This is a genomic window from Streptomyces sp. A3M-1-3 (genome assembly GCF_024213665.1).
Classification (GTDB): Bacteria; Actinomycetota; Actinomycetes; order Streptomycetales; family Streptomycetaceae; genus Streptomyces.
On sequence record NZ_JANAVP010000014.1, the window covers coordinates 151,596 to 172,172 of the forward strand.

Genomic DNA, 20,577 nt, shown 5'->3' on the forward strand with positions numbered 1-20,577 from the left:
GCACGGGGCGGCACGGAGAGTGTGGGGCCTCCGCGGTGGGGGACACGAGTGAGGCCATTGGTTCCGCATGCATGACCTGCGACCTGCGCGAACGGTTGTCCTGAACTCACAGAATTCTTATGTGACGCGGGACACGTCACTCCACTCGTGTGACGTGTGATCAATTCGTGACCAAGGGTTATCCGGCATGTCGGATATTGGGGCCTTGCTGTTTCCTCCGCAGTCACCACAGGATCTTCACGACCTGTGTTATTGCTGTGACTTGGGGTGGGGGATATGGCCGGAGTGGCCGTATGGAGCACACGGCTGAGGGGGGTGGGGGCCGTTGTTGCCTCCACTGCAGTCCTGGCCGTCGCATTCGATTTACCGGGGGGTGCCGCACCGGCGGTCGCCGCCGTGGCCGCGTCGCAGACTCCGGCCGGTGAGAAGCCTGCTGCTGGACCGCAGCCGACCGAGGACCTGGCTCATGCCGCAGCCCGCCGACTCGGCGCACCGGTCGAGGTAACGGGCCTTCGCCAGGAGCGGCGTGAGGTGTTCGCCAATCCGGACGGCTCGTTTACCGCGCGGGAGTACGCCGAGCCCGTGCGTGCCGTGCGCAACGGCGCATGGGTACAAGTCGACGACACCCTGGTCAAGGACAAGGGCGGAAGCTGGAGGCCGAAGGCCGCCACCGTCGACGTGGTGTTCTCCGGCGGCGGGGAAGGTCCGTTCGCGGTGATGCGACGGGCCGGCCGCGAATTCACGCTGACCTGGCCGGGCGGGAAGCTGCCCGCACCCCGCGTCGAAGGCAGTGCGGCGACGTACTCCAATGTGCTGCCGGGAGTGGACCTGGCAGTGCGCGCGGAGGTGGACGGATTCGGCCACATGCTCGTGGTCAATACGCCCGAAGCCGCCGCGAACCCGGAGCTGAAGCGAATAGAACTGGAGCTCGGCACGCAGGGGATCACTCTGCGAGAGAACGCCTCCGGCGCTGTGCAGGCGGTCGACTCGGCGGTTGGCGGGACAGTCTTCGAAGCTGCCGCGCCCGCGATGTGGGACTCGGCCTCGGCCACCGAAAGTGGCACGGGGCCCATGGCCGCGCGCTCGGCGCTCCGTTCGGCGCCCCGGCCGCTGCTCGACGGCCCGCGCGGCGGGGGCAAGACATCGCCGCTGGGGCTTGAGATCAGCGCCAAGAAGCTCACGCTGATTCCAGACCAGAAGCTTCTGCGGGGCTCCGGCACCGTGTTCCCCATCGTGATCGATCCGTTCCAGCGCACCACGTCCCGCACCGCCTGGACATCGGTGATGTCGGGCAAGCCGACCATTCAGGACTGGAAGTATTCCGGGAGTGCCGGCGCCGGCAAGTGCCCGACGGACTACAGTCCCGTGTCCTGCAACGGTGTGGGCGTCCGGCGACTGCTGTTCACCACCCCAATGTCCTTCTACAAGGACAAGCAGATCCTGAAGGCGACGTTCTCCGGCCGGGTCGAGCACGTCTACTGGGCCGACGCCCGGGCGGAGCCGCTTCAGCTGTACCGGATCGGCGGCAAGGACTACAGCATTACGTCGTCCAGTAGCTGGAACACCACCAAGGACTCCTGGTCCCAGCACTTGATGACGGTCGACAAGCAGATTCAGCCGACGTCGTGTTCCAGCCAGGCCAACATCCACTTCGAGGGTGGTGGGCTGACCACTCAGGTGCAGAGCGCCGCGGCCGGTGGCTGGGCGAACATGACGCTGGGCCTGAAGGCCGAGAATGAAACATCGTTCGGCGGCTGGAAGCGGATCTGCGGCAACACCTACCTGTCGATCAGCTACAACACGCCGCCGAAGCAGATCAGTACGGCCCTGATGTCCTCGAACCCCGGTGGCGTATGTGCCTGGGGGACGAGCCGTCCTTACAGCAATATCTGGCCTCAGCTCCGGACGGAGACGCGCGACCCGGACCACACCACCTCACAGACCGACCAGGTGAAGGTCCAGTTCAAGGTTGCCTACACCGACACAGCCAGCGCCGCTCAGTCGTTCACTTCTGACACTGTCTACAAGTCTCCGAACGCTGGAACGCCGTTCACCTACACGGTCGAAGCGGCAAAGATGGTGAATTACAAGCCGAAGTCGGTGGTCTACTGGAGCGCCAGGGCGTTTGACGGAGATGCTTGGGGCGAATGGAGTTCCACGGGTACGCAGCGCTGCGAGTTCATCTTTGACAACACGGCCCCTCCCGCGCCGAAGGTGGTGTCTGAGCAATACCCGGACGACGAAATGCGACACGATGGCGTGGGATCGGTGGGTACGTTCACCTTCTCGCCCGACACCAGTACCGGAACTGATACCGAGGCTGTCGAATACCGGTACAGCTTCGGCGGCCAGCCGAAGAAGACTCTGGCCGCCGCTAAGGTCGGAGCCCCTGCCTCGCTGAGCTGGACCCCGATGTCGGCCGGCCGGCACTGGGTCACGGTCGAGTCCTTCGACAAGGCGAAGAACGTCAGCGTTCCGGCGCAGTACGAGTTCCTGGTGGCCGATGGTCGTTCGGCGGTCGGCCAGTGGAACTTGGCCGATGAGGCTGGCACTGACCTGGCCCATGATGAGACGGGCGACAATCCGGCCACTCCGGGAGCGGGAGTGACCTTCGGAATACCGGGTCCGGGAGGGACAGCGGACGTCGCTGCACGCTTCAACGGCACGACAGACGCGTACCTCGACTCCGGTGCGCCCGTTCTGGATCCCCGTAAGAACTTCACTGTCAGCGCTTGGGTTCGCCCGACAGTGCTCAGCAAGGATCTGTCCGTGGTCAGCCACAAGGGCTACTGGCTATATGAGGGCCCATTCCGCCCTCTGCCGATTCACACCGGCTCCATCAATCTGGGGTACAGCGCTTCGTCCAAGAAGTGGGAGTTCTCCATCCTCACGAAGCGGAGCCCCGTCCCCACCTCTGAAGTACACGTGAGAGTCGCGTCGGACGCACCGGTAGTCGCGGGGCAGTGGGTGCACCTGACTGCCGTATACGACGCCGGTAAGGTGGGTGGGCCGGAGCTGCGGCTCTACGTCAACCAGCAGGCCAAGGCAGTGACGGCAGCGGCCGGGACAACCGAGCTCAAGGGCGGTCGTCTGCAGATCGGCCGCCGATACGGCGCTGTACTCGAGGACCCGGGTGACGGTACCGCCAGTCGGGTCGTCCGTGGCTACTACGACCACTTCGTAGGTGATCTCGCCGATGTCCGCGCCTTCGACCGCGTGCTACCCCCCGCCCAAGTCGCAGATCTGATGACCATCAAGCCCCAGCGGAAGGGCTACTGGCCGCTGGACAGTGCCACCAACGGAACTTCGGCCAATGCCCACTCCGGTGGCCAGCCGCTGAACCTGTACGGCAATGCGTCCATCTACCAGCCCCAGGACCCGGACCCGATCGCCGGCAACGAACCGGCCCTTGTCGGCGGCGGCCACTTGGAGCTGGACGGCGCAGCACAGTGGGCAGCCACCGCGACGCCTCCCGTCGCGGGCGACGCCGGGTTCACGGTCGCGGTCCGCGCGCAGCTCTCGGCTCTCGACCCGGAGAAGTCACAGACGGTGCTGTCCCTTCCGGGCGCTGCCGCCGACCGTTTCGTGGTGCGCTACCAGAAGGCGACCCGCCAGTGGGAGCTGGCGGTGGCCGCCACGGACAAGGCGGACGCGCCAGTGACTACCTTCACGGACGACCAGGAGCTGCCCAACACTGGTGGCGCCGGCCAGCATCTCGCGGTCGTCTACGACGCGTTCACCAGCGAGCTGCGGCTCTACGTCGAGGGCCAACTGGCCTCCTCCGCCCGCGGTGTCGAGATCACCCGATGGAAGGCGACCGCCGGACTACAGGTCGGTCGCTCCGCTCAGGGCGGTGGCAGCGAGTACTTCGCCGGTGCCGTGGATGAAGTGCGGGTGTACGACGGGGCGGTCGACCCGGTCGGCATCGCCAGGATGCGCCAGCCGACGCCCGACACCTCCCTGTAGCGCCCGGTGTGTGGCCGGGGCCTCCGCTACCGGAGGCCCCGGCCCCGCCACCTCAAATTCCTCTGCTCTTCGCCCACTCGAACCCTGCCCTTGCGGAGTTGTGTGATGTCCCTGCGTGGCCGATTGCTCGCCTCCCGCATGCCCCGGCATGCTGTGGGAGCCACAGTGCTTGGTGTGCTGCTCGCCCTTTCGGCGGGGAGCGTACAGGCGCTGCCCGCCAAACCCGGAGCCGCCAAACGACCCGGTGTTCAAGACAGCGCTGACCCGGCCGAGGGCAGGAATGCCACGGCCAAAGCCAGGCCTGCCGACCCGGCGAAGAAGGCCGCGGTCTCGACCCTGGACCGGGCGGTCTGGCCCGACGCCGGCAGTGTCGAACTGACCGTATCGGCCAAGAAGGCATCAGACAGGTCCGTCCAGGGCGCACGTGGAGGCCACGGCACGCCGGGCACGCTTCCGGTCACGGTCGCCGAAGCCGCGCCGGCTTCGAACACGAACACCAAGGCCCCGGGGACGACGGCCGCAGACAAGCAGGGCACGTCGCCCTCCACGGTGCGGATATCCGCGCTGGATCACCGGCGTGCCGAGCAGCTGGGCAGCGCGGCCCTGCTGCGCGTCCAGCGCACCGACGGGGTGCAGCGCTCCGGCAAGGTGGCGCTGTCGGTGAACTATTCGGCATTCGCCGAGGCGTACGGCGGCGACTACGCGGCACGGCTCCAGTTGGTCCAGCTCCCGGCCTGCGCGACCATCGCCGTACCGGGCAGCGAGAAGTGTCCTGAGCTGCCCAAGGTGCTCCGGTCGGCCAACGATCAGGCCCAGCGGACGGTGACGGCCGAGGTCGAGGCGACCCCGGACACCGGCGGTCTGTCCACCCAGGCGGGCACAGCCGCTCCGCTCGTGGCCCTGGCGGCTGGCGACTCCTCCGCGAAGGGCGACTACAAGGCGACTCCACTCGCGCCTTCGGCCAGCTGGAACGTGGCGAATTCGTCCGGCGGCTTCTCCTGGAACTATCCGGTCCGGACCGTTCTGACACCGGGCGGACAGACCCCGGCCATCGGTCTGAACTACTCCTCGCAGTCCGTGGACGGTCGCACTTCCGTCACCAACAACCAGGGTTCCTGGATCGGCGAGGGCTTCAGCTATGAGCCGGGCTATATCGAGAGGTCCTACAAGGCCTGCGCGGACGACGGCCACAAGACCTCGGCCGAGCAGTGCTGGGCGTACGACAACGCCACGATTCTCCTCAACGGTTCGTCCACACAGCTGATCAAGGACGACACGACCGGCAAGTGGCACTTCGCGTCCGAGAGCGGCACGAAGGTCGAGAGGCTTACCGGCGCCACGAACGGCGACGACGACGGCGAGCACTGGAAGGTCACCACCCCGGACGGCACCGAGTACTACTTCGGTCAGAACCGGCTGCCCGGCTGGGCGACCGGCAATGAGGTGACCAACTCGGCCTGGACGACCCCGGTCTTCGGTGACGACTCGGGTGAACCCTGCTACAACGCGACGTTCACCAGTGCCCACTGCAAGCAGGCCTGGCGCTGGAACCTGGACTACGTCAAGGACACCCACGGCAACGTGATGTCCTACTTCTACGCGCCGGAGACCAACTACTACGCGCTGGGCGGCAAGACGGACGTCAACGGCACGTCGTACCACCGCGGCGGCTACCTGAAGCGGATCGACTACGGTCAGCGCGACGGCCAGGTCTACGCCGCGAAGGCTCCGGCCCAGGTGGCGTTCACGGTCGCCGAACGCTGCCTGCCCACTGCCGACTTCGATTGCGCGGAGACCAAGCGCACCACGGCGAATGCCTCCCGCTGGCCGGACACCCCGGTCGACCGCGAGTGCAAGGCCGCGACCAAGTGCAGTACGAGCCAGGCGGCACCGACCTTCTTCACGACCAAGCGGCTGACCGGCATCACGACCCGGATGCGTACGGGCGCAGACACCTATGCCGCCGTGGACGCGTGGACATTCACCCATCTGTTCACCGACAACGGGGACGACTCCAAGACCCTCTGGCTCTCGAAGATCGATCACGAGGGCAGGGCCGGCGGCAGCGTCAAGCTCCCCACGCTGGACCTGTACGGCAAGCAGCTGCCCAACCGGGTGGACAAGGACGGCGATAACATCGCGCCGTTCCACCGCTTCCGCCTGGCCTCGGTGCTGAGTGAGACCGGCGCCCAGGTCGACGTCAACTACGCACCCACCGACTGCACGGCGACCGCGCTGCCGAAGGCGGGTGAGTCCACCAAGCGGTGCTACCCGGTGAAGTGGGCGCCGCCGGGCACGATCGACCCGATCGAGGACTGGTTCCACAAGTACGTCGTCGCCGAAGTCGTCGAGACCGACCGCACCGGCGGTGGTGAGGACCTGGTCACTCGCTACAACTACCAGGGCAGCGCCGGCTGGCGGCACGCAGAGCCGGATGGCATCACCGACGCCAAGTACCTGACCTGGGGCGGCTGGCAGGGCTACGGCAAGGTGACGCTCACCAGCGGCAGTGCCACCAACCAGTCCACGCGGATCGACTACACGTATCTGCAGGGCCTCGACGGCGACAAGCTGCCAGGCGGCGGCATGCGCAGCGAGAAAGTGACCGACTCCACCGGCACCGTCTACACCGGGCATCAGGAGTACACGGGCTTCGAGATCGAGTCGCAGACCTACGACAACGGCAAGGTCATCGCCAAGTCGGTCAGCGAGCCGTGGAAGCGCGACACCGCCACACAGACGCAGTCGTGGGCGACGACCAAGGCGACCATCGTCAAGCCGGAGACCACGCGTGGCTACACGCTGCTCCCGGACGGCACGTGGCGGGCCACGAAGTCGGTATCGCACTACGACACCGCCAACGCCACCGGCCGGCTGACTCAAACCGACGACTTCGGAGACCTGTCCACCACCAAGGACGACACCTGCACCCGCATGTGGTACGCGGACAACCCGGCGAAGAACCTCCTCCAGCTGCCCTCCCGCAGCGAGACCGTCTCGGTCGGCTGCTCGGCCACTCCCGACCGCCGGACGCAGGTCATCGCGGACGAACGTACCTCCTACGACGACGGTGCCTTCGGCGCCGCACCCGTCAAGGGCGATGCGACCAGCACCGAGCGCCTGACATCGCACAACGGCACCACCGCGACTTACCAGGTCACTGGTACCACGAGGTATGACGCCTTCGGCCGTGCCACCTCGCAGAAGAACGCCAGCGGCACCGAGACCAGGACGGTGTACACCGAAGTCAACGGCCTGATTTCCCAGACGAAGGTCTTCAACGCCCGCGAGCACGTCACGACCACTGACTACGCACCCGCTTGGGGTCAGTCGACCGGCCAGACCGACCCGAACGGCAAGCGCACCGAACTGGCCTATGACGCAATGGGCCGACTGACCTCCGTATGGCTGGCCGACCGGGCCAAGACCCAGACGCCGAGCATCAAGCACTCCTACGACGTCCGCCGGGACAAGCCCGTCGCGGTCAAGACCGAAAAGATCGAGATTGACGGCTCCTACGGCGTCGAGTACCAGCTCTACGACGGCCTGCTGCGCCCGCGCCAGAAGCAGACCGAGGGACCGGGCGGCACCCGGATGGTCGGTGACGTCTTCTACGACGGCACCGGCAAGCCAAAGAGGACCAACGCCACCTACAACGCGACTGGAGCACCCTCCAGCGAGCTGCTGACAGTCAACAGCGGCGAGGTCGGGGCGCAGACCGCCTACGAGTACGACGGCCTCGGCCGCACCACCGCGGAGATCTTCCAGGTGGCCGGGGTCGAGCAGTGGCGCACGACGTACGTCCACGAGGGCGACCGGGTGCACACCGATCCGCCGCAGGGCGGGGTGCCCGCCACCGCCATCACCGACGCCCGCGGCAAGACGGTCGAGCTGCGCCACTACAAGGGGTCCGCTCCGACCGTGGCCGGTACCTCCACCGGTTACGACGCGACGACCTACACGTACGACACCGGCGACCGGCTCACCTCGCTGACCGATGCCGAAGGCAACACCTGGCGGTACGAGTACGACCAGCTTGGCCGCACGACCAAGAGCACCGACCCGGACGCCGGCGCCACGACGACGGTCTACGACGCACTCGACCGGCCAGTCTCCACGACCGATGCCCGCAACATGAAGACCTCCGTGGTGTACGACGTGCTCGACCGCCCCGTCACCACCTGGGAAGGCGAGCCGAACACCGGCACCAAACTGACCGAGTCCCGCTACGACAAGGCCGGCTGGCTCGGCCAGGCATGGGCGTCGTTGCGCTACACGAACGGCGCGGAGTACTTCGCCACCGCCACCCAGGCCATGGACGACTTCTACCGTCCGCTGAAGACGGCGTACTCGGTACCGGCCGCCGAGGGTGCGCTGGCAGGCGTCTACACGTTCACCACCACGTACAACCGTGACGGCACGGTCCAGGGCCAGGGCATGCCCGCAGCCGGCGGCCTCACCTCCGAGGCGATCGCCCTCGGTTACGACGACCTGCAGCGCCCGAAGAGCATGACCGGCCAGACCCCGTACGTCACTGACACGGTGTACTCGTCGACCAGCCGGCTCAACCAGCTTCAACTGTCCACCGGCAGCGGCAAGAAGACCTGGCAGACCTTCTTCTACGAGAAGGGCACCGACCGGCTGACCCGCTCGGTCGTCGACGTCGAGGGCGTGGCCGGCCCGGCCAAGGCCAGTCACTACTCCTACGACCAGATCGGCAATGTGCTGTCGGTCGCGGACACCGCGCGCGTGGGCGCCGTCGACGTGCAGTGCCTGAAGTACGACTACCAGTACCGGATGACCGAGTCCTGGACGCCTGCGGCGACCCAGACGACCGGCGCAGGTTCGGGCACCGTAGGGGGCAAGCAGGGGGGCTCCCTCCCCTCGGCCTGCGCCGCGGCTCCGGGCAGCAGCCCGCTGGGAGGGCCTGCGGCGTACTGGAACTCGTACACATTCGACAAGGTCGGCAACCGGCTGACGGAGACGGTGCACGACACCGGGCTCAACGCGACGAAGGACGTCAAGCGGACCTATACCTACGGGGAGGGCACCGCGGGACCGCACGCTGTGACCAAGGTCGTGGAGAACACCCCGACCGGCGACAGTCAGCGCACCTTCACCTACGACGCATCGGGCAACACCACCAAGCGCACCATCGGCGGCAACACCCAGTCCCTTGAATGGGACGCAACCGGCAAGCCGGTCAAGGTCACCGAAGCCAATGGCTCGACGACCACCAACATCTTCGACGCCGGGGGCAGCCGGGTTCTGCGGCGCGACGCCACCGCGACCACGGTCTATCTGCCCGGTATGGAACTGCGCCTGCCCAAGGGCAGCAGCAAGGTGGAGGCCACCCGCTATTACGCGTACGCGGGCCAGGCCATCGCCATCCGGACCAACGACAACAAGCTCGCGTTCCTCGCCTCCGACCACCACGGCACCAGCGAGCTGGCCATAGACCCTGCCACCGGCGCGGTCACCCAGCGGCGCATGGACCCCTACGGCAAGTCGCGTGGTACCGCGACGGGATCCTGGCCGGGCGAGAAGGGCTTCGTCGGAGGCACGATCGACGCCTCGACCGGTCTGACCCAGATCGGGGCGCGTCAGTACGACAGCTACCTGGGCAAGTTCATCTCGCCCGACCCGGTCGTGGACCACAACGATCCCCAGCAGCTCAACGCCTACGCCTACGCCCACAACCGGCCGGTCTCCAGTAGTGACCCGACGGGCCTGTACGACCCGGACGTGCAGGCCTACTGCAACGCCCACCCCAACTCCTGCTCGGGCGGCCGGATCAAGTCCGGCGAGTCGAAGGATGAGCAGGCGGCCAACGACGCCCAGGACAAGGTCGACCAGGCCGAGAAGAACCTCGCTGCCTCGAAGCAGCAGGTCAAGCAGGCCGCCAAGGAACTCGTGGAGATCGCCAAGGACATCCTCGGCATCAACGCGGCCATGGACTGCTTCTCCAGCGGAGACCTGGCAGCCTGCGGCGAAACAGCGCTGAACATCGCAGGCAGCTTCGCCGGCGGCCTAGCAGGCAAGATCCTCGCGAAGTACGGCATGCCATGGAACTGGGCCAAGGGCATCAAGCTCGCCAAGCGCGTGGCCGGCCTCGTCGGCGACCTCATCGGTGGCGTCAAGGGCATCTGGCAGAATTCCAAGGCCGTCAACAAGGCCAGAGACGCCCTCGCCACGGCCCGCGCCAAGGTCAAGAAAGCTAGCAGAGGCAGCAGCGTCGAGGAGATGGATGGGGCAATACCGGCCGGGAGTCCCGTCACCCACGGTGGCTCATTCACTCGAATCGGCGATGATCCTAAGAGTGTGCGAAACTCGCAGAACGTGGCAAACGGTGGTGAGCATGATGTCATCGCGCATGGGACGCCAGAGGGGTACCTCGACCTTGACGAGGGTCTCGTGAACGGTGGACAGATCGTTGATGCCGTTCGAAGCAACGCCAACTACTCGGGGGGTTGCATAAGGCTCATGGTCTGCCACTCAGGCACCGATGGACCCAACATTGCACAGCAAGTCGCCAACGAGATGGGGGTGACTGTTCGTGCCCCGACGAATGCGGTCGGTACCAACCCTGCTCTCGGGCCGGGACAGGTGCCGCAGATCGCTCGTGGCGGTTACTGGCGTATGTTTCTTCCGATTGTCAAGAGGTGACGCTCGTGGTGCGCTTCGCTGGATTCTTTCGGCAGCTCAACCCAAACGGTCCGCCCGTTTACTGCGCGGATATTCGCGAGGCGATGGAGGATCTCCCGAACTATCCGGTGAGGGATGTAGTTTCCTTTCTCAGGTCGGGACACCCGATTCTGGATGTCATGGAGTCCTGTCCGGACATCGTTGATGGAAGCGCCTATATTAGAGGTGGCTCTTCTGTCCTCAGTGATGGCGAATGGGTGTGGCGCTGGGATCTGGCTCATTATGTGGAGAGGTACAACGTGAGCCTCCCCCGTCTATTTGTTGCACGAATGATGGAGGAATCCTACAGAGTCCCCTCTGTGCCCCTTGAAGACCTTGTGGCGCTTACCCTGCAGGTGAATGAAGAGCTAGGCTTCAAGCGTGATCCGGGTGCGGCTCCTCGTGGACATTGATCCGAAACGGTAGGATTTCAAAATCATAGAAGCCCCCGACGGAATTGTCGTCGGGGGCTTCTGATGTTTCCGGAGGTCCTGGTGTCGGGCTGTGCTGGGCTGCCGTTCACGCTGCAACGGGGTTGGTGGCGCACTTGATATTGCTTGCCTTTATGCCGCGTATGAAAATTCGCAATGTGGTGGGCGTGGTGACTATGACCTCAGGGTTATTGCTCTCGCGGAGTTTGATGGTGCCGTCCGGCGCTGTCGCGATGTTGAGGCAGGCGTTTCCTTCTGCGCAATAGGAGGACTGTTGCCAGTCGTGGTTGGGCATTTTTTTAGTCCTTTCACAGGTGGCGGGCGATGGTGTGGATAAAGTCGCGGGACTTGGCGGGCCTGAGGGCGGTCGCTTCCAGGCGATCGAGCAGAGTGCGGTACTTGCTCAGCTGGTGCTCGGCGTCCAGGAGGGCGGAGCCGTGGGACTGGTCGAGTTGGACCGTGTCGAGTTGGGGGACTGGTCCCTCGGCGTAGCAGACGGACTGGCCGGAGCCGGGGTAGGTGCCGGCGTCGAACGAGATGACCTGGATCGTGATGTGGTCGTGCTCGCTCATGTCGAGCAGGTGCTGCAGTTGGCGGCGGGCGACTGCCGGACCGCCGAACTTCATGCGGAGAGCGGCTTCGTGGACGATGGTGTGAAACGGGGTGGGGCCGTCCCGGTAGAGGACCGTCTGGCGTTTGATCCGGTGGGAGAGTCGGTGTTCGACTTCGGGCGGGGACAGTGGGGGTACTGCGGACTGGATGATCTCGCGCGCGTGGTCGGAGCTCTGGAGAAGGCCGGGCATATGGGCGGTGTAGGCGGTTCGCAACGTGACGGCGTGGTGCTCCAGTTCGGCCAGGTCCAGCAGTCCTGTGGGGAGGATCTCCCGGTACTCCTCCCACCAGCCGCGGGTGCGGTCGGCGGCCATGGCGGCGAGAGCGTCGATCAGCGACTGGTCAGGGCAGGAGTAGATACTGGCGAGCGTCCGGACGCGCTCGGCGCTCACTCCGAAGCGGTTCGCTTCGATGTTGCTGATCTGGGCCTGTGTGGTGCCGAGGGTGCGGGCGGCCTCGGCGGCGGTGATTCCCGCGCGTTCGCGTAGTTTGCGCAGCTCGGCGCCGAGTCTCAGGCGGCGGGCAGTCGGGGCGCTCCTCGGGGCCATGCCCACTCTCCTATTCGTACGCACAGTCTCGCCGTCACTCCAACGAATGCTATTGCTGAAGGTTTTGCTAACTCGTACAAAACCTTCAGGGGTTGGAGTCTATGGTGTGAGCCAAGCCACTCGCCTGGAGGCGCCTGAGCCCCGGAAGCGCACCGCGTCCCGCGCGGCATTGCCACCGGACGGCGTCACTGTCGAGTGATCCAACTCCACCTCCCTGTAGGGGGTTTCCATGGCCACCGTATCCCCGCACCGCCTCTGGCCGGACCCGTCCGGCTGGTCGTACACCCTTGGGTTGCCGCATGATCCGCGTGCCCCGCGCATCGCCCGGACCACCTTGCGGGCCGTGCTTGGCTCGTACGGGATGGGGGAACTCGTCGACACCGCCGAGCTGTTGGCCTGCGAACTGGTCACCAACGCCTACCGGCACTCGGACGGGCCCGCCTCGCTGAAGCTGCGCGCCATGGAGGGGGACCGGCTGCGGGTCAGCGTGTGGGACACCAATCCGGTGATTCCGGCGCCATTCGACAAGCCGCCCGGGTTGCTGCCGCCCGTCTCCCCTCCCGAATCGGTCGGCGCGGACCGTGGTCGGGGGCTGTTACTCGTGCAGCTGTGCGCCGACAACTGGGGCGGGTATCCGCTCGGCGGCGACCTCTTCGGGACCAGCGGCAAGCTGCTGTGGTTCGAGCTAGGGCGTCAGCGGAGTTTGGCGGCCGTTGCTTGAGAGCCGGCACGGCCCGGGAGGGGGCGTGGTCCACCTGACGAAAGCAGGTCGACATGCCGCCCTGTATCCCCCGAAGGCCCGCTCAGGTGCGCGGGCCTTCTTCGTCCCCAATCCGTGACCTGTCGGAGGGCAACCCCGGCCGCCCTCCGCCGGTCGATGATCTTGTATCGCTGTCACAGCGCCAACCCCCAGAGAGTGGTCATGAGACGTTCTTCCACGCCCGCCGGTCTGCGCCGCGCAGCGGCCGGCCTCGCTGCCGTGGGCCTGCTGGCCGTCGGACTGGGCACCCCCGCGCAGGCCGCCGCGTACGCCGTCGGTCCCGTATTCACGCTGAGCGGTGAGCCGGAGGTCGGCCTCCGGCCCGTCCCGGCGACCGGCAGTCCGGACAAGGCCACCGTGGACATCCAGGTGACCAATCCCAGCGAGGACGAGGAGACCGGTTACTTCGACGGCGACTACAGCGTCACCATCGACCTGAGCGGTATCGCCGGCGTCGCGGAGGCCGGTTTCGGCGAGAACGGCAGCTCGGACTGCCAGGTCACCGGCGCCACCGCCGTCTGCGCCGACCACGGCATCTGGCCCGGCCTCAGCAGCGTGGCGCAGCTCGAGCTCACCGCGGCCGAGGGCAGCAGGCTCGGTGCCACGGGCGCCATCAAGGTCACCGGCAAGGCCGAGGGCGCGACCTTCACGTCCTTCTCCACCCAGGTCACGGTCGGCGGCCCCGACCTCGTCATGAAGCCGCTCGCCCTGAGGCGGAACCTGCAACCGGGCGAGGTCCAGCCGGTGCCGGTGTCCTTCACCAACGCCGGCACCGCGCCCGCCGAGGGTGTCCTGCTCACGCTGAGACACTCGCGGGGCATGGCCTTCACCGAGCAGTACGAGAACTGCGAATACAGCGAGGGCGGGGAAGGCATCCGCGCCGTCAATGCGACCGTGTGCTGGTTCGACGGGTCGTACGAGCCTGGTGCGGTCTACGAACTGGCGAAGCCGCTCCACATCGAGGCCACCGACATCGCCTACATCGACACTCTGATCTACCGCATCGACGAGGACAGCCAGGCGGCGCGCACCGCACAGCGCGCCGGCCTCACGTTCACCCGGGGCACCGGCCGCGAGCTGACCCTCACCAAGAAGGCGGCCTCGGCCCGTTCCGCGGACCTCAATCCTTGGGACAACCAGCGGGAGTTCGACTTCCGCACGGACAACACCGCCGACTTCGCGGCGTACGGCCGCTCTCTGAAGGCCGCGGCAGGCGAGACGGTGAAGGCCGAGGTCGGTTTCCGGAACAGGGGTCCGGCCTGGATCGGCTACATCCGCTCCGGCGAGAGCGTCGCCGCCGTCGACTTCACGGTGCCCGCTGGTGCCAAGGTCACCGGCAAGCCCGAGCGCTGCCAGGGGGTGACGGCCGCCGGCGGCTACCGGGAGGAACAGCTCGGCGCGCCCCGCTATGTCTGTGACACCTCCGCGGTCGTGCTGGAGGACGCGAAGTTCGCCCTGCCGTTCGAGCTGAAGATCGAGAAGGTCGTCGAGAACGCGACCGGGGCCGTCATCGTGCGCGCCCCCTACCAGTCCCGTCCGGAGCTGGGCTTCGACCCGAAGCCGTCCAACAACACCGCCCGTCTCGTCCTGAACGGCAAGGACACCGGGACCGCCACGGGCGGCGGCTCCGGCTCGGCGGGCGGCTCCACCGGCGGCTCCACCGGCGGCTCGACCGGTGGTGACGGGGGCGAGTCGACGGGCGGCGCCTCGGCCTCGGGTGCCACCTCGGGCGGTGCGTCGGGCGGCGCCTCGGCCGGTGCGACCGGCGGTTCCACCGGTGGCTCCCTAGCCGCCACCGGCACCGGTACGGCCATGCTGCCGGCCGTCGGCGCCGCCGCCGCGGCCGTCGTGGCCGGTGGCGTCCTCTTCCTGTCCGCGCGCCGCCGCGCGTCCCGTGTGTGAACCTCGGAATGAAGGTATGCAAGTGATCAAGTCAGCTTCCCGGCTGCTCATAGCCGGGTGCGCCGTGGCCTCCCTCGCCGTCACCACCGCCTGAGGTCATCGACTCACCGAGGGCTGATGACGGAGGGCTGATGACGGAGGGCTGATGACGGAGGGCTGATGACGGACGGTCGGCCCGGGCGTCCCCGGAGCCGACCGTCCTTCTGGGGTGACCGGGCTGCTGTCCCCTGCCGACCGGTCACACGCTGGAGCGAGGTCCCACGACGCACGATCCACGGGCCGTACGCCTCATCGCTCCAGCGGAGCCACGCGTGGTTCTTTCGGGCCGCCCCTGGCTGGCACGGACAACGGGACCAACGAAGCCCCCCGGGGCCGGTCACGCGCCGTACGGGTGAGAGCGGATCCGAACTCAGGTCCAAGCCCCTCAGATGCGGCCCCGGCACAGCTCCAGCAGCGTCATCGCGAGCGAGGTGCCGGGCTTGCCGAGCGCATCGCTGTAGTGGCTGATGATCTCCATCTCGCGGGAGAGGTTCACCCGGCGGCCCCCGGAGGTGATCCGGGCCTCCTGGATCACGGCCGAGACGGCCATCCGTTCCTGGATCAGGCCGATGATCCGGTCGTCGAGCGCATCGATGCGCTCACGGGCGTCTCCGATCAGGCCGGCGGCGTCCGTGGTGCGGGCGCCGCCCGCAGCGCCGGCTGCTGATGTCTGCGTCTCCACGGTCGTGGTGCTCATCTGCGGGTCTCCTTGTCAGGGGCGGTGTGTCGGGGGCGGTGCGGTGCCCCGGAGCGACAGGGTCCGGAAACGACAGAACGCCCCGGGCCTTGTCGGCCCGGGGCGCCTGGGAAGTTGCTTGTCAGTGGCTCAAGCAGCACAACCATGGCAGCCGGACGGGCCGGTGCCATAGGTAAAGAGGAAGCTCAGCTGCTTGGACATGCGGCGATTATGGCCTGTCGCGCGGGGCGGGGCCAACGCGGGTTCGGATGGTGAGACAAGGCCGATCTCTCGGCCCCGTTAGAATTGACAAACCAGCCCCCCTCTTCCCGCCGGAAGGCCGCCGCCGTGTCATCAGCGTCCCCCGCTGCCCCTGACGTCGTACTCGTTGTCGACTTCGGCGCGCAGTACGCCCAGCTCATCGCCCGCCGTGTCCGTGAAGCACGGGTCTACAGCGAGGTCGTGCCGAGCACGATGCCCGTGGCAGAGATGCTGGCCAAGAACCCCAAGGGGATCATCCTCTCCGGCGGTCCTTCGTCCGTGTACGAGCAGGGCGCACCGGTCCTGGACCGCGCCCTCTTCGAGGCCGGCGTCCCCGTCTTCGGCATGTGCTACGGCTTCCAGCTGATGGCCACGACGCTCGGCGGCACGGTCGACGACAACGGTGCGCGCGAGTACGGACGTACCCCGCTCACCGTCTCCAAGACCGGCTCGACGCTCTTCGAGGGCACCCCGGCCGAGCAGTCGGTCTGGATGTCGCACGGCGACGCCTGCTCGGCGGCGCCGGAGGGCTTCACCGTCACCGCGTCCACGGACGTCGTGCCGGTCGCGGCCTTCGAGAACGACGAGAAGAAGCTGTACGGGGTCCAGTACCACCCCGAGGTCATGCACACCACGCACGGCCAGCAGGTCCTGGAGCACTTCCTCTACCGCGGCGCCGGCATCGAGCCGACCTGGACCACCACCAACGTGGTGGACGAGCAGGTCGCGCTGATCCGTGAGCAGGTCGGCACGAAGCACGCAATCTGCGGCCTGTCCGGCGGCGTGGACTCCGCGGTCGCCGCGGCCCTCGTACAGAAGGCCATCGGATCCCAGCTGACCTGCGTGTACGTCGACCACGGGCTGATGCGCAAGGGCGAGACCGAGCAGGTCGAGAAGGACTTCGTCGCGGCCACGGGCGTGCAGCTCAAGGTCGTCGACGCGCAGGAGCGCTTCCTGAGCGCGCTCGCCGGGGTCTCCGACCCCGAGGAGAAGCGGAAGATCATCGGCCGCGAGTTCATCCGGGTCTTCGAGCAGGCGCAGGCGGAGATCGTCGCCGAGGCGGGCACGGGCGGCGAGGCCGTCGAGTTCCTCGTCCAGGGCACGCTCTACCCGGACGTCGTCGAGTCCGGCGGCGGCACGGGCACCGCGAACATCAAGTCCCACCACAACGTCGGCGGCCTCCCCGAGGACCTGGAGTTCCAGCTCATCGAGCCGCTGCGCAAGCTGTTCAAGGACGAGGTCCGGATGGTCGGCCAGGAGCTGGGACTGCCGGACGAGATCGTCCAGCGCCAGCCCTTCCCGGGCCCCGGCCTGGGTATCCGTATCGTCGGCGAGGTCACGCGCGAGCGCCTGGACCTGCTGCGCGAGGCCGACGCGATCGCCCGCGAGGAGCTGACCGCGGCCGGTCTGGACCGCGAGATCTGGCAGTGCCCGGTCGTGCTGCTGGCGGACGTGCGCTCGGTGGGTGTGCAGGGTGACGGCCGGACGTACGGCCACCCGATCGTGCTGCGCCCGGTCTCGTCCGAGGACGCGATGACGGCGGACTGGACGCGGATGCCGTACGACGTGCTCGCGAAGATCTCCACCCGCATCACCAACGAGGTCGCGGACGTCAACCGCGTGGTGCTCGATGTGACGAGCAAGCCGCCGGGCACCATCGAGTGGGAGTAGTCCCCCGCCCGCCCCAGGTACCACGGGACGCCGCCGCTCATCGCGTATGAGCGGCGGCGTCGCCGTTTCCCACGCTCACAGCCCTGGTCACCTCGTGTACCGCACGGTAGCTTCCGGCCATGACCGAAACGCCCACGCCGATGCCCGTCGAGCAGCTGCAGTTCTCGATGCCGCCCGTCCACGACTCCGTCGACGGCGAGCGGCGGTATCGCAAGGAGCGGCTCGCGGGGGCGCTGCGGCTGTTCGGGCAGTTCGGCTTCGAGGAGGGGGTCTCGGGGCACATCACCGCCCGGGACCCGGAGCTCCCCGACTGCTACTGGGTCAACGCGTTCGGGGTGCCGTTCGCGCACATGACGGCCGGCGGGCTGATCCTGGTGAACGGCGAAGGACAGGTCGTCAAGGGCCGGCAGCATGTCAATCAGGCCGCCTTCGCGGTGCATGCGCAGGTGCACCGGGCCAGGCCCGATGTCGTCGCCGTCGCGCACTGCCACTCGGTGTACGGGCGGGCGCTCGCCGCGCTCGGGGAGCTGCTGGAACCGATCACGCAGGACGTGTGCGCCTTCTACGAGGACCATGCGCTTCTCGACGGCTTTACGGGCGTCGCGGTGGACGCCGAGGAGGGCCGGCGGATCGCGACCGCGCTCGGCCCGCACAAGGCGCTCGTGCTGCGCAACCACGGGCTGCTGACGGTCGGCGACTCCGTCGACGCCGCAGCCTGGTGGTTCATCGCGATGGAGCGCTCCTGTCAGGTGCAGCTCACCGCGCGCGCCGCGGGCAAGCCCGTCCCCATCGACCACAGGAGCGCGGTTGCGACGCGCGAGCAGATCGGCACGGACCTGGTGGCGTGGATCAACTACCAGTCGCTGTGGCAGCGCATCAGCCGCAGCGAACCGGACCTGCTGACCTGACGCCCCCGCGCGCCGTCAACTCGGCGCCGGACCAATCACCCGCCCTGACATCGGGCGTTGGTCGGAAATTCCTTGCGGTGCGGCACAATTCGCTGGCATTACAAGGAAATTCACATCGGCGCACAGGCGCAGAACAGCGCGAAGGGTGGCATTCCCCGTGGCGGTCCAAGAGGCGGGTAGGAGCACGCACGGCGGCGGCTGCATGTGCGGTGACTGCCCGCACGGTGCACGCGAGGGGCATCGCCGGGCGGTGGCCGCCTTTCTGGTGAAGCGGGACGAACTGGCCGCCGGGCAGGGCCTGCCCGCCGCCGTCGCCCACTCGGCGGGCGCGTCCCGCCAGTGGGTGTCGGACGAACTGACGCAGTCCGCCCGCACCGTCGCCGAACGCAGCCGCGAGGCCGGCCTCGCCCGGCTCCAGCTGTTGTGGCGGCGGACGGTGTTCGTCGTCTGGGGCGCGGTGGCCGCGCTGCTCCTCGGTCAGGCGCTGACCGCGATCGATTCCGGCTGGACCGCCGCGCGCACGGCGGGGCTGCTCGCCGCGGTGGTGGCCGGCGCACTGCTCACCGGCGCGGCGCGTGTGCAGCGGGCGCGCGGCGGGCTCCTCGCGCCGGTCACCGGCGAGGACAACCGCCTCTCCACGTCGCGGGCCGTCGCGGCTGGGTGGGTGCTGGTGGCCGTCTTCTCCGTACTGGTACTGGCACTCCAGCTGGCCGGTGCATCCGACGGGCGTCGGCGCGAGGAGCTGATCGCCGGGCTCGGACTCGCGCGGGGCGCGGGGGTGCTCACCGTCCTCGCGCTGACGTGCGGGGTCGCCGTACTGGTGCCGCGCGTCGTCGCCGTACGAGTCCTGGCCCAGCGGCTGCAGAAGCTGCCCGCCGACCGGCCGCGGGCCGCCGACCTGCTCACCGACGACGCGGGTCGCGGCAGCTTCACGGATATGCAGTACGTGCTGGTCAGCACGGTCGCGGTGATCTTCGCCGGGGTGCGGCTGGCCCGGCGGCCCGAACAGCTGCCCGATCTGCCGTGGGGGCTTGCCCTGCTGGTGGTGGTCTCGGCGGCCACGTATCTCGGCGGGAAGCACGCGGAGGGCGGGCGTCCGGTCCTGCTGTCGGTCGTACGGGCCAGGGAGGCGGGCGACCTGGACGCACCCATCCGTACGGGCGACGACATCGAGATCCGCGGCGCCGGCTTCGTACCGCCGGGTGCGCAGACCCCGGACGGGCTCGCCCGGATGGTCGTCCGGATCGGCGCGGTCCATGTCCATGTGCCGCTGGTGCCGGTGGCGGGGGGCTTCACGAACCCGACCGACACCGTGATCACCGTGCCGGTGCCGGTGGACGTCGAGCCGGGGCGGGTGGAGGTCCAGGTGGTGACGGCGGCCGGTGTGGAGACGAACCGTTGCGCGATCGATGTAACGGACTGAGTCGCCCGGCTGGTGAGCCGGGCGATCGCGTCGTACGTATGGTCTGTTGACGGGTCAGCGGGCTGGGAAGGCGGCGCATCGTGATGACGCACGGATATCGGACGGACACCTACGGCTCGGCGGTCCAGGCGGGCGCCAGCAGTGGCTGGAAGGAGACCGCCTCGCGGTACGCGCTGCTGCCGCTGCGGATCTTTCTCGGGGTGACGTTCATCTACGCGGGCCTGGACAAGCTGACGGACAGCGCGTTCATGTCCGCGACCGGGCCCGGCTCGATCGGTGAGCTGATGGGCTCGGTGCGCGACTCGTCGGCGATCCCGGCGCTGGTCGACCTCGCGCTGAAGAACCCTGACGGTTTCGGATACGGGATCGCCTTCGGCGAACTGGCGGTCGGCCTGGGCACCCTGTTCGGCCTGCTGGCCCGGCTGGCCGCGGTGGGTGGGGCGCTGATCTCGCTGAGCCTGTGGCTGACGGTGAGCTGGCAGACCGAGCCGTACTACTACGGCAACGACCTGCCGTACATGTTTTGCTGGGTGCCGCTGATCCTGGGAGGGGCGGCGGTGTTCTCCCTGGACGCGCTACTGGCGGCGCGCCGCGGCCGCTGATCGCGCCGGTTGCCGGCGGGCGGCGGGTGCGGGGTTGCGGTGCGGGCGCGTCCCCGGGCGCCGGCCGGGATTGCGGTGCGGGCGCGCGTACTCG

General features: G+C 67.9%; 12 protein-coding genes. 9 read left to right on the forward strand and 3 right to left on the reverse strand.

Features of this window, described 5'->3' with window-relative positions; translation table 11 throughout:
• Nucleotides 1-396: 396 nt before the first annotated feature.
• From NLX86_RS34750 to NLX86_RS18215, 3 genes are all read left to right on the forward strand, one after another.
• Nucleotides 397-3,966, forward strand: coding sequence for a LamG domain-containing protein (locus NLX86_RS34750; RefSeq protein WP_254372759.1), 3,570 nt, complete (start codon nt 397-399; stop codon nt 3,964-3,966).
• Nucleotides 3,967-4,140: 174 nt separating this feature from the next.
• Nucleotides 4,141-10,632 carry an RHS repeat-associated core domain-containing protein gene (locus NLX86_RS18210; protein WP_254372760.1) on the forward strand — a complete coding sequence of 2,164 codons (6,492 nt, stop codon included), beginning with the start codon at nt 4,141-4,143 and terminating at the stop codon, nt 10,630-10,632.
• On the forward strand, nt 10,629-11,063 hold the full coding sequence (locus NLX86_RS18215; protein WP_254372761.1) for a hypothetical protein: 435 nt from the start codon (nt 10,629-10,631) through the stop codon (nt 11,061-11,063). The genes NLX86_RS18210 and NLX86_RS18215 overlap by 4 nt, the downstream gene beginning before the upstream one ends.
• Before the next feature lie 106 nt (nt 11,064-11,169).
• Here NLX86_RS18215 and NLX86_RS18220 read toward each other — a convergent pair whose 3' ends face one another.
• Together NLX86_RS18220 and NLX86_RS18225 are read right to left on the reverse strand one after the other, a co-directional pair.
• A complete protein-coding gene (locus tag NLX86_RS18220; protein ID WP_254372762.1) occupies nt 11,170-11,376 on the reverse strand; it encodes a DUF397 domain-containing protein in 207 nt (68 codons plus the stop codon).
• Between the two features lie 13 nt (nt 11,377-11,389).
• Nucleotides 11,390-12,241, reverse strand: coding sequence for a helix-turn-helix transcriptional regulator (locus tag NLX86_RS18225; protein ID WP_254372763.1), 852 nt, complete (start codon nt 12,239-12,241; stop codon nt 11,390-11,392).
• Nucleotides 12,242-12,470: 229 nt separating this feature from the next.
• On the opposite strand from NLX86_RS18225, the gene NLX86_RS18230 reads away from it, so the two are divergent.
• Entirely contained in the window at nt 12,471-12,962 is a 492-nt protein-coding gene (locus NLX86_RS18230) for an ATP-binding protein (RefSeq protein ID WP_254372764.1), read from the forward strand.
• A gap of 201 nt (nt 12,963-13,163) precedes the next feature.
• Entirely contained in the window at nt 13,164-14,903 is a 1,740-nt protein-coding gene (locus tag NLX86_RS18235) for a peptidase (protein WP_254372765.1), read from the forward strand.
• A 424-nt stretch (nt 14,904-15,327) separates the two neighbouring features.
• On the opposite strand, the gene NLX86_RS18240 is transcribed toward NLX86_RS18235, so the two are convergent.
• Nucleotides 15,328-15,639, reverse strand: coding sequence for a chorismate mutase (locus NLX86_RS18240; protein ID WP_254372766.1), 312 nt, complete (start codon nt 15,637-15,639; stop codon nt 15,328-15,330).
• Between the two features lie 327 nt (nt 15,640-15,966).
• Here NLX86_RS18240 and guaA point away from each other — a divergent pair, with 327 nt between their 5' ends.
• The 4 genes from guaA to NLX86_RS18260 all read left to right on the forward strand — a co-directional run bounded on the left by guaA (nt 15,967) and on the right by NLX86_RS18260 (nt 20,483).
• Nucleotides 15,967-17,550 (forward strand): glutamine-hydrolyzing GMP synthase, encoded by a 1,584-nt coding sequence (gene guaA, locus NLX86_RS18245; RefSeq protein ID WP_254372767.1) that lies wholly within the window; start codon nt 15,967-15,969, stop codon nt 17,548-17,550.
• Between the two features lie 119 nt (nt 17,551-17,669).
• Nucleotides 17,670-18,458 (forward strand): class II aldolase/adducin family protein, encoded by a 789-nt coding sequence (locus NLX86_RS18250; protein ID WP_254372768.1) that lies wholly within the window; start codon nt 17,670-17,672, stop codon nt 18,456-18,458.
• 202 nt (nt 18,459-18,660) lie between these two features.
• Nucleotides 18,661-19,881 (forward strand): hypothetical protein, encoded by a 1,221-nt coding sequence (locus tag NLX86_RS18255; protein WP_302061487.1) that lies wholly within the window; start codon nt 18,661-18,663, stop codon nt 19,879-19,881.
• Nucleotides 19,882-19,964: 83 nt separating this feature from the next.
• On the forward strand, nt 19,965-20,483 hold the full coding sequence (locus tag NLX86_RS18260) for a DoxX family protein (RefSeq protein ID WP_254372770.1): 519 nt from the start codon (nt 19,965-19,967) through the stop codon (nt 20,481-20,483).
• The last annotated feature ends 94 nt before the right edge of the window (nt 20,484-20,577 follow it).

Coding starts and splice junctions, on each gene's coding strand:
- NLX86_RS18220 (WP_254372762.1), bottom strand. CDS start 11,376: ATGCCCAACCACGACTGGCAACAGTCCTCCTATTGCGCAGAAGGAAAC.
- NLX86_RS18225 (WP_254372763.1), bottom strand. CDS start 12,241: ATGGCCCCGAGGAGCGCCCCGACTGCCCGCCGCCTGAGACTCGGCGCC.
- NLX86_RS18230 (WP_254372764.1), top strand. CDS start 12,471: ATGGCCACCGTATCCCCGCACCGCCTCTGGCCGGACCCGTCCGGCTGG.
- NLX86_RS18235 (WP_254372765.1), top strand. CDS start 13,164: ATGAGACGTTCTTCCACGCCCGCCGGTCTGCGCCGCGCAGCGGCCGGC.
- NLX86_RS18240 (WP_254372766.1), bottom strand. CDS start 15,639: ATGAGCACCACGACCGTGGAGACGCAGACATCAGCAGCCGGCGCTGCG.
- NLX86_RS18250 (WP_254372768.1), top strand. CDS start 17,670: ATGACCGAAACGCCCACGCCGATGCCCGTCGAGCAGCTGCAGTTCTCG.
- NLX86_RS18255 (WP_302061487.1), top strand. CDS start 18,661: ATGTGCGGTGACTGCCCGCACGGTGCACGCGAGGGGCATCGCCGGGCG.
- NLX86_RS18260 (WP_254372770.1), top strand. CDS start 19,965: ATGACGCACGGATATCGGACGGACACCTACGGCTCGGCGGTCCAGGCG.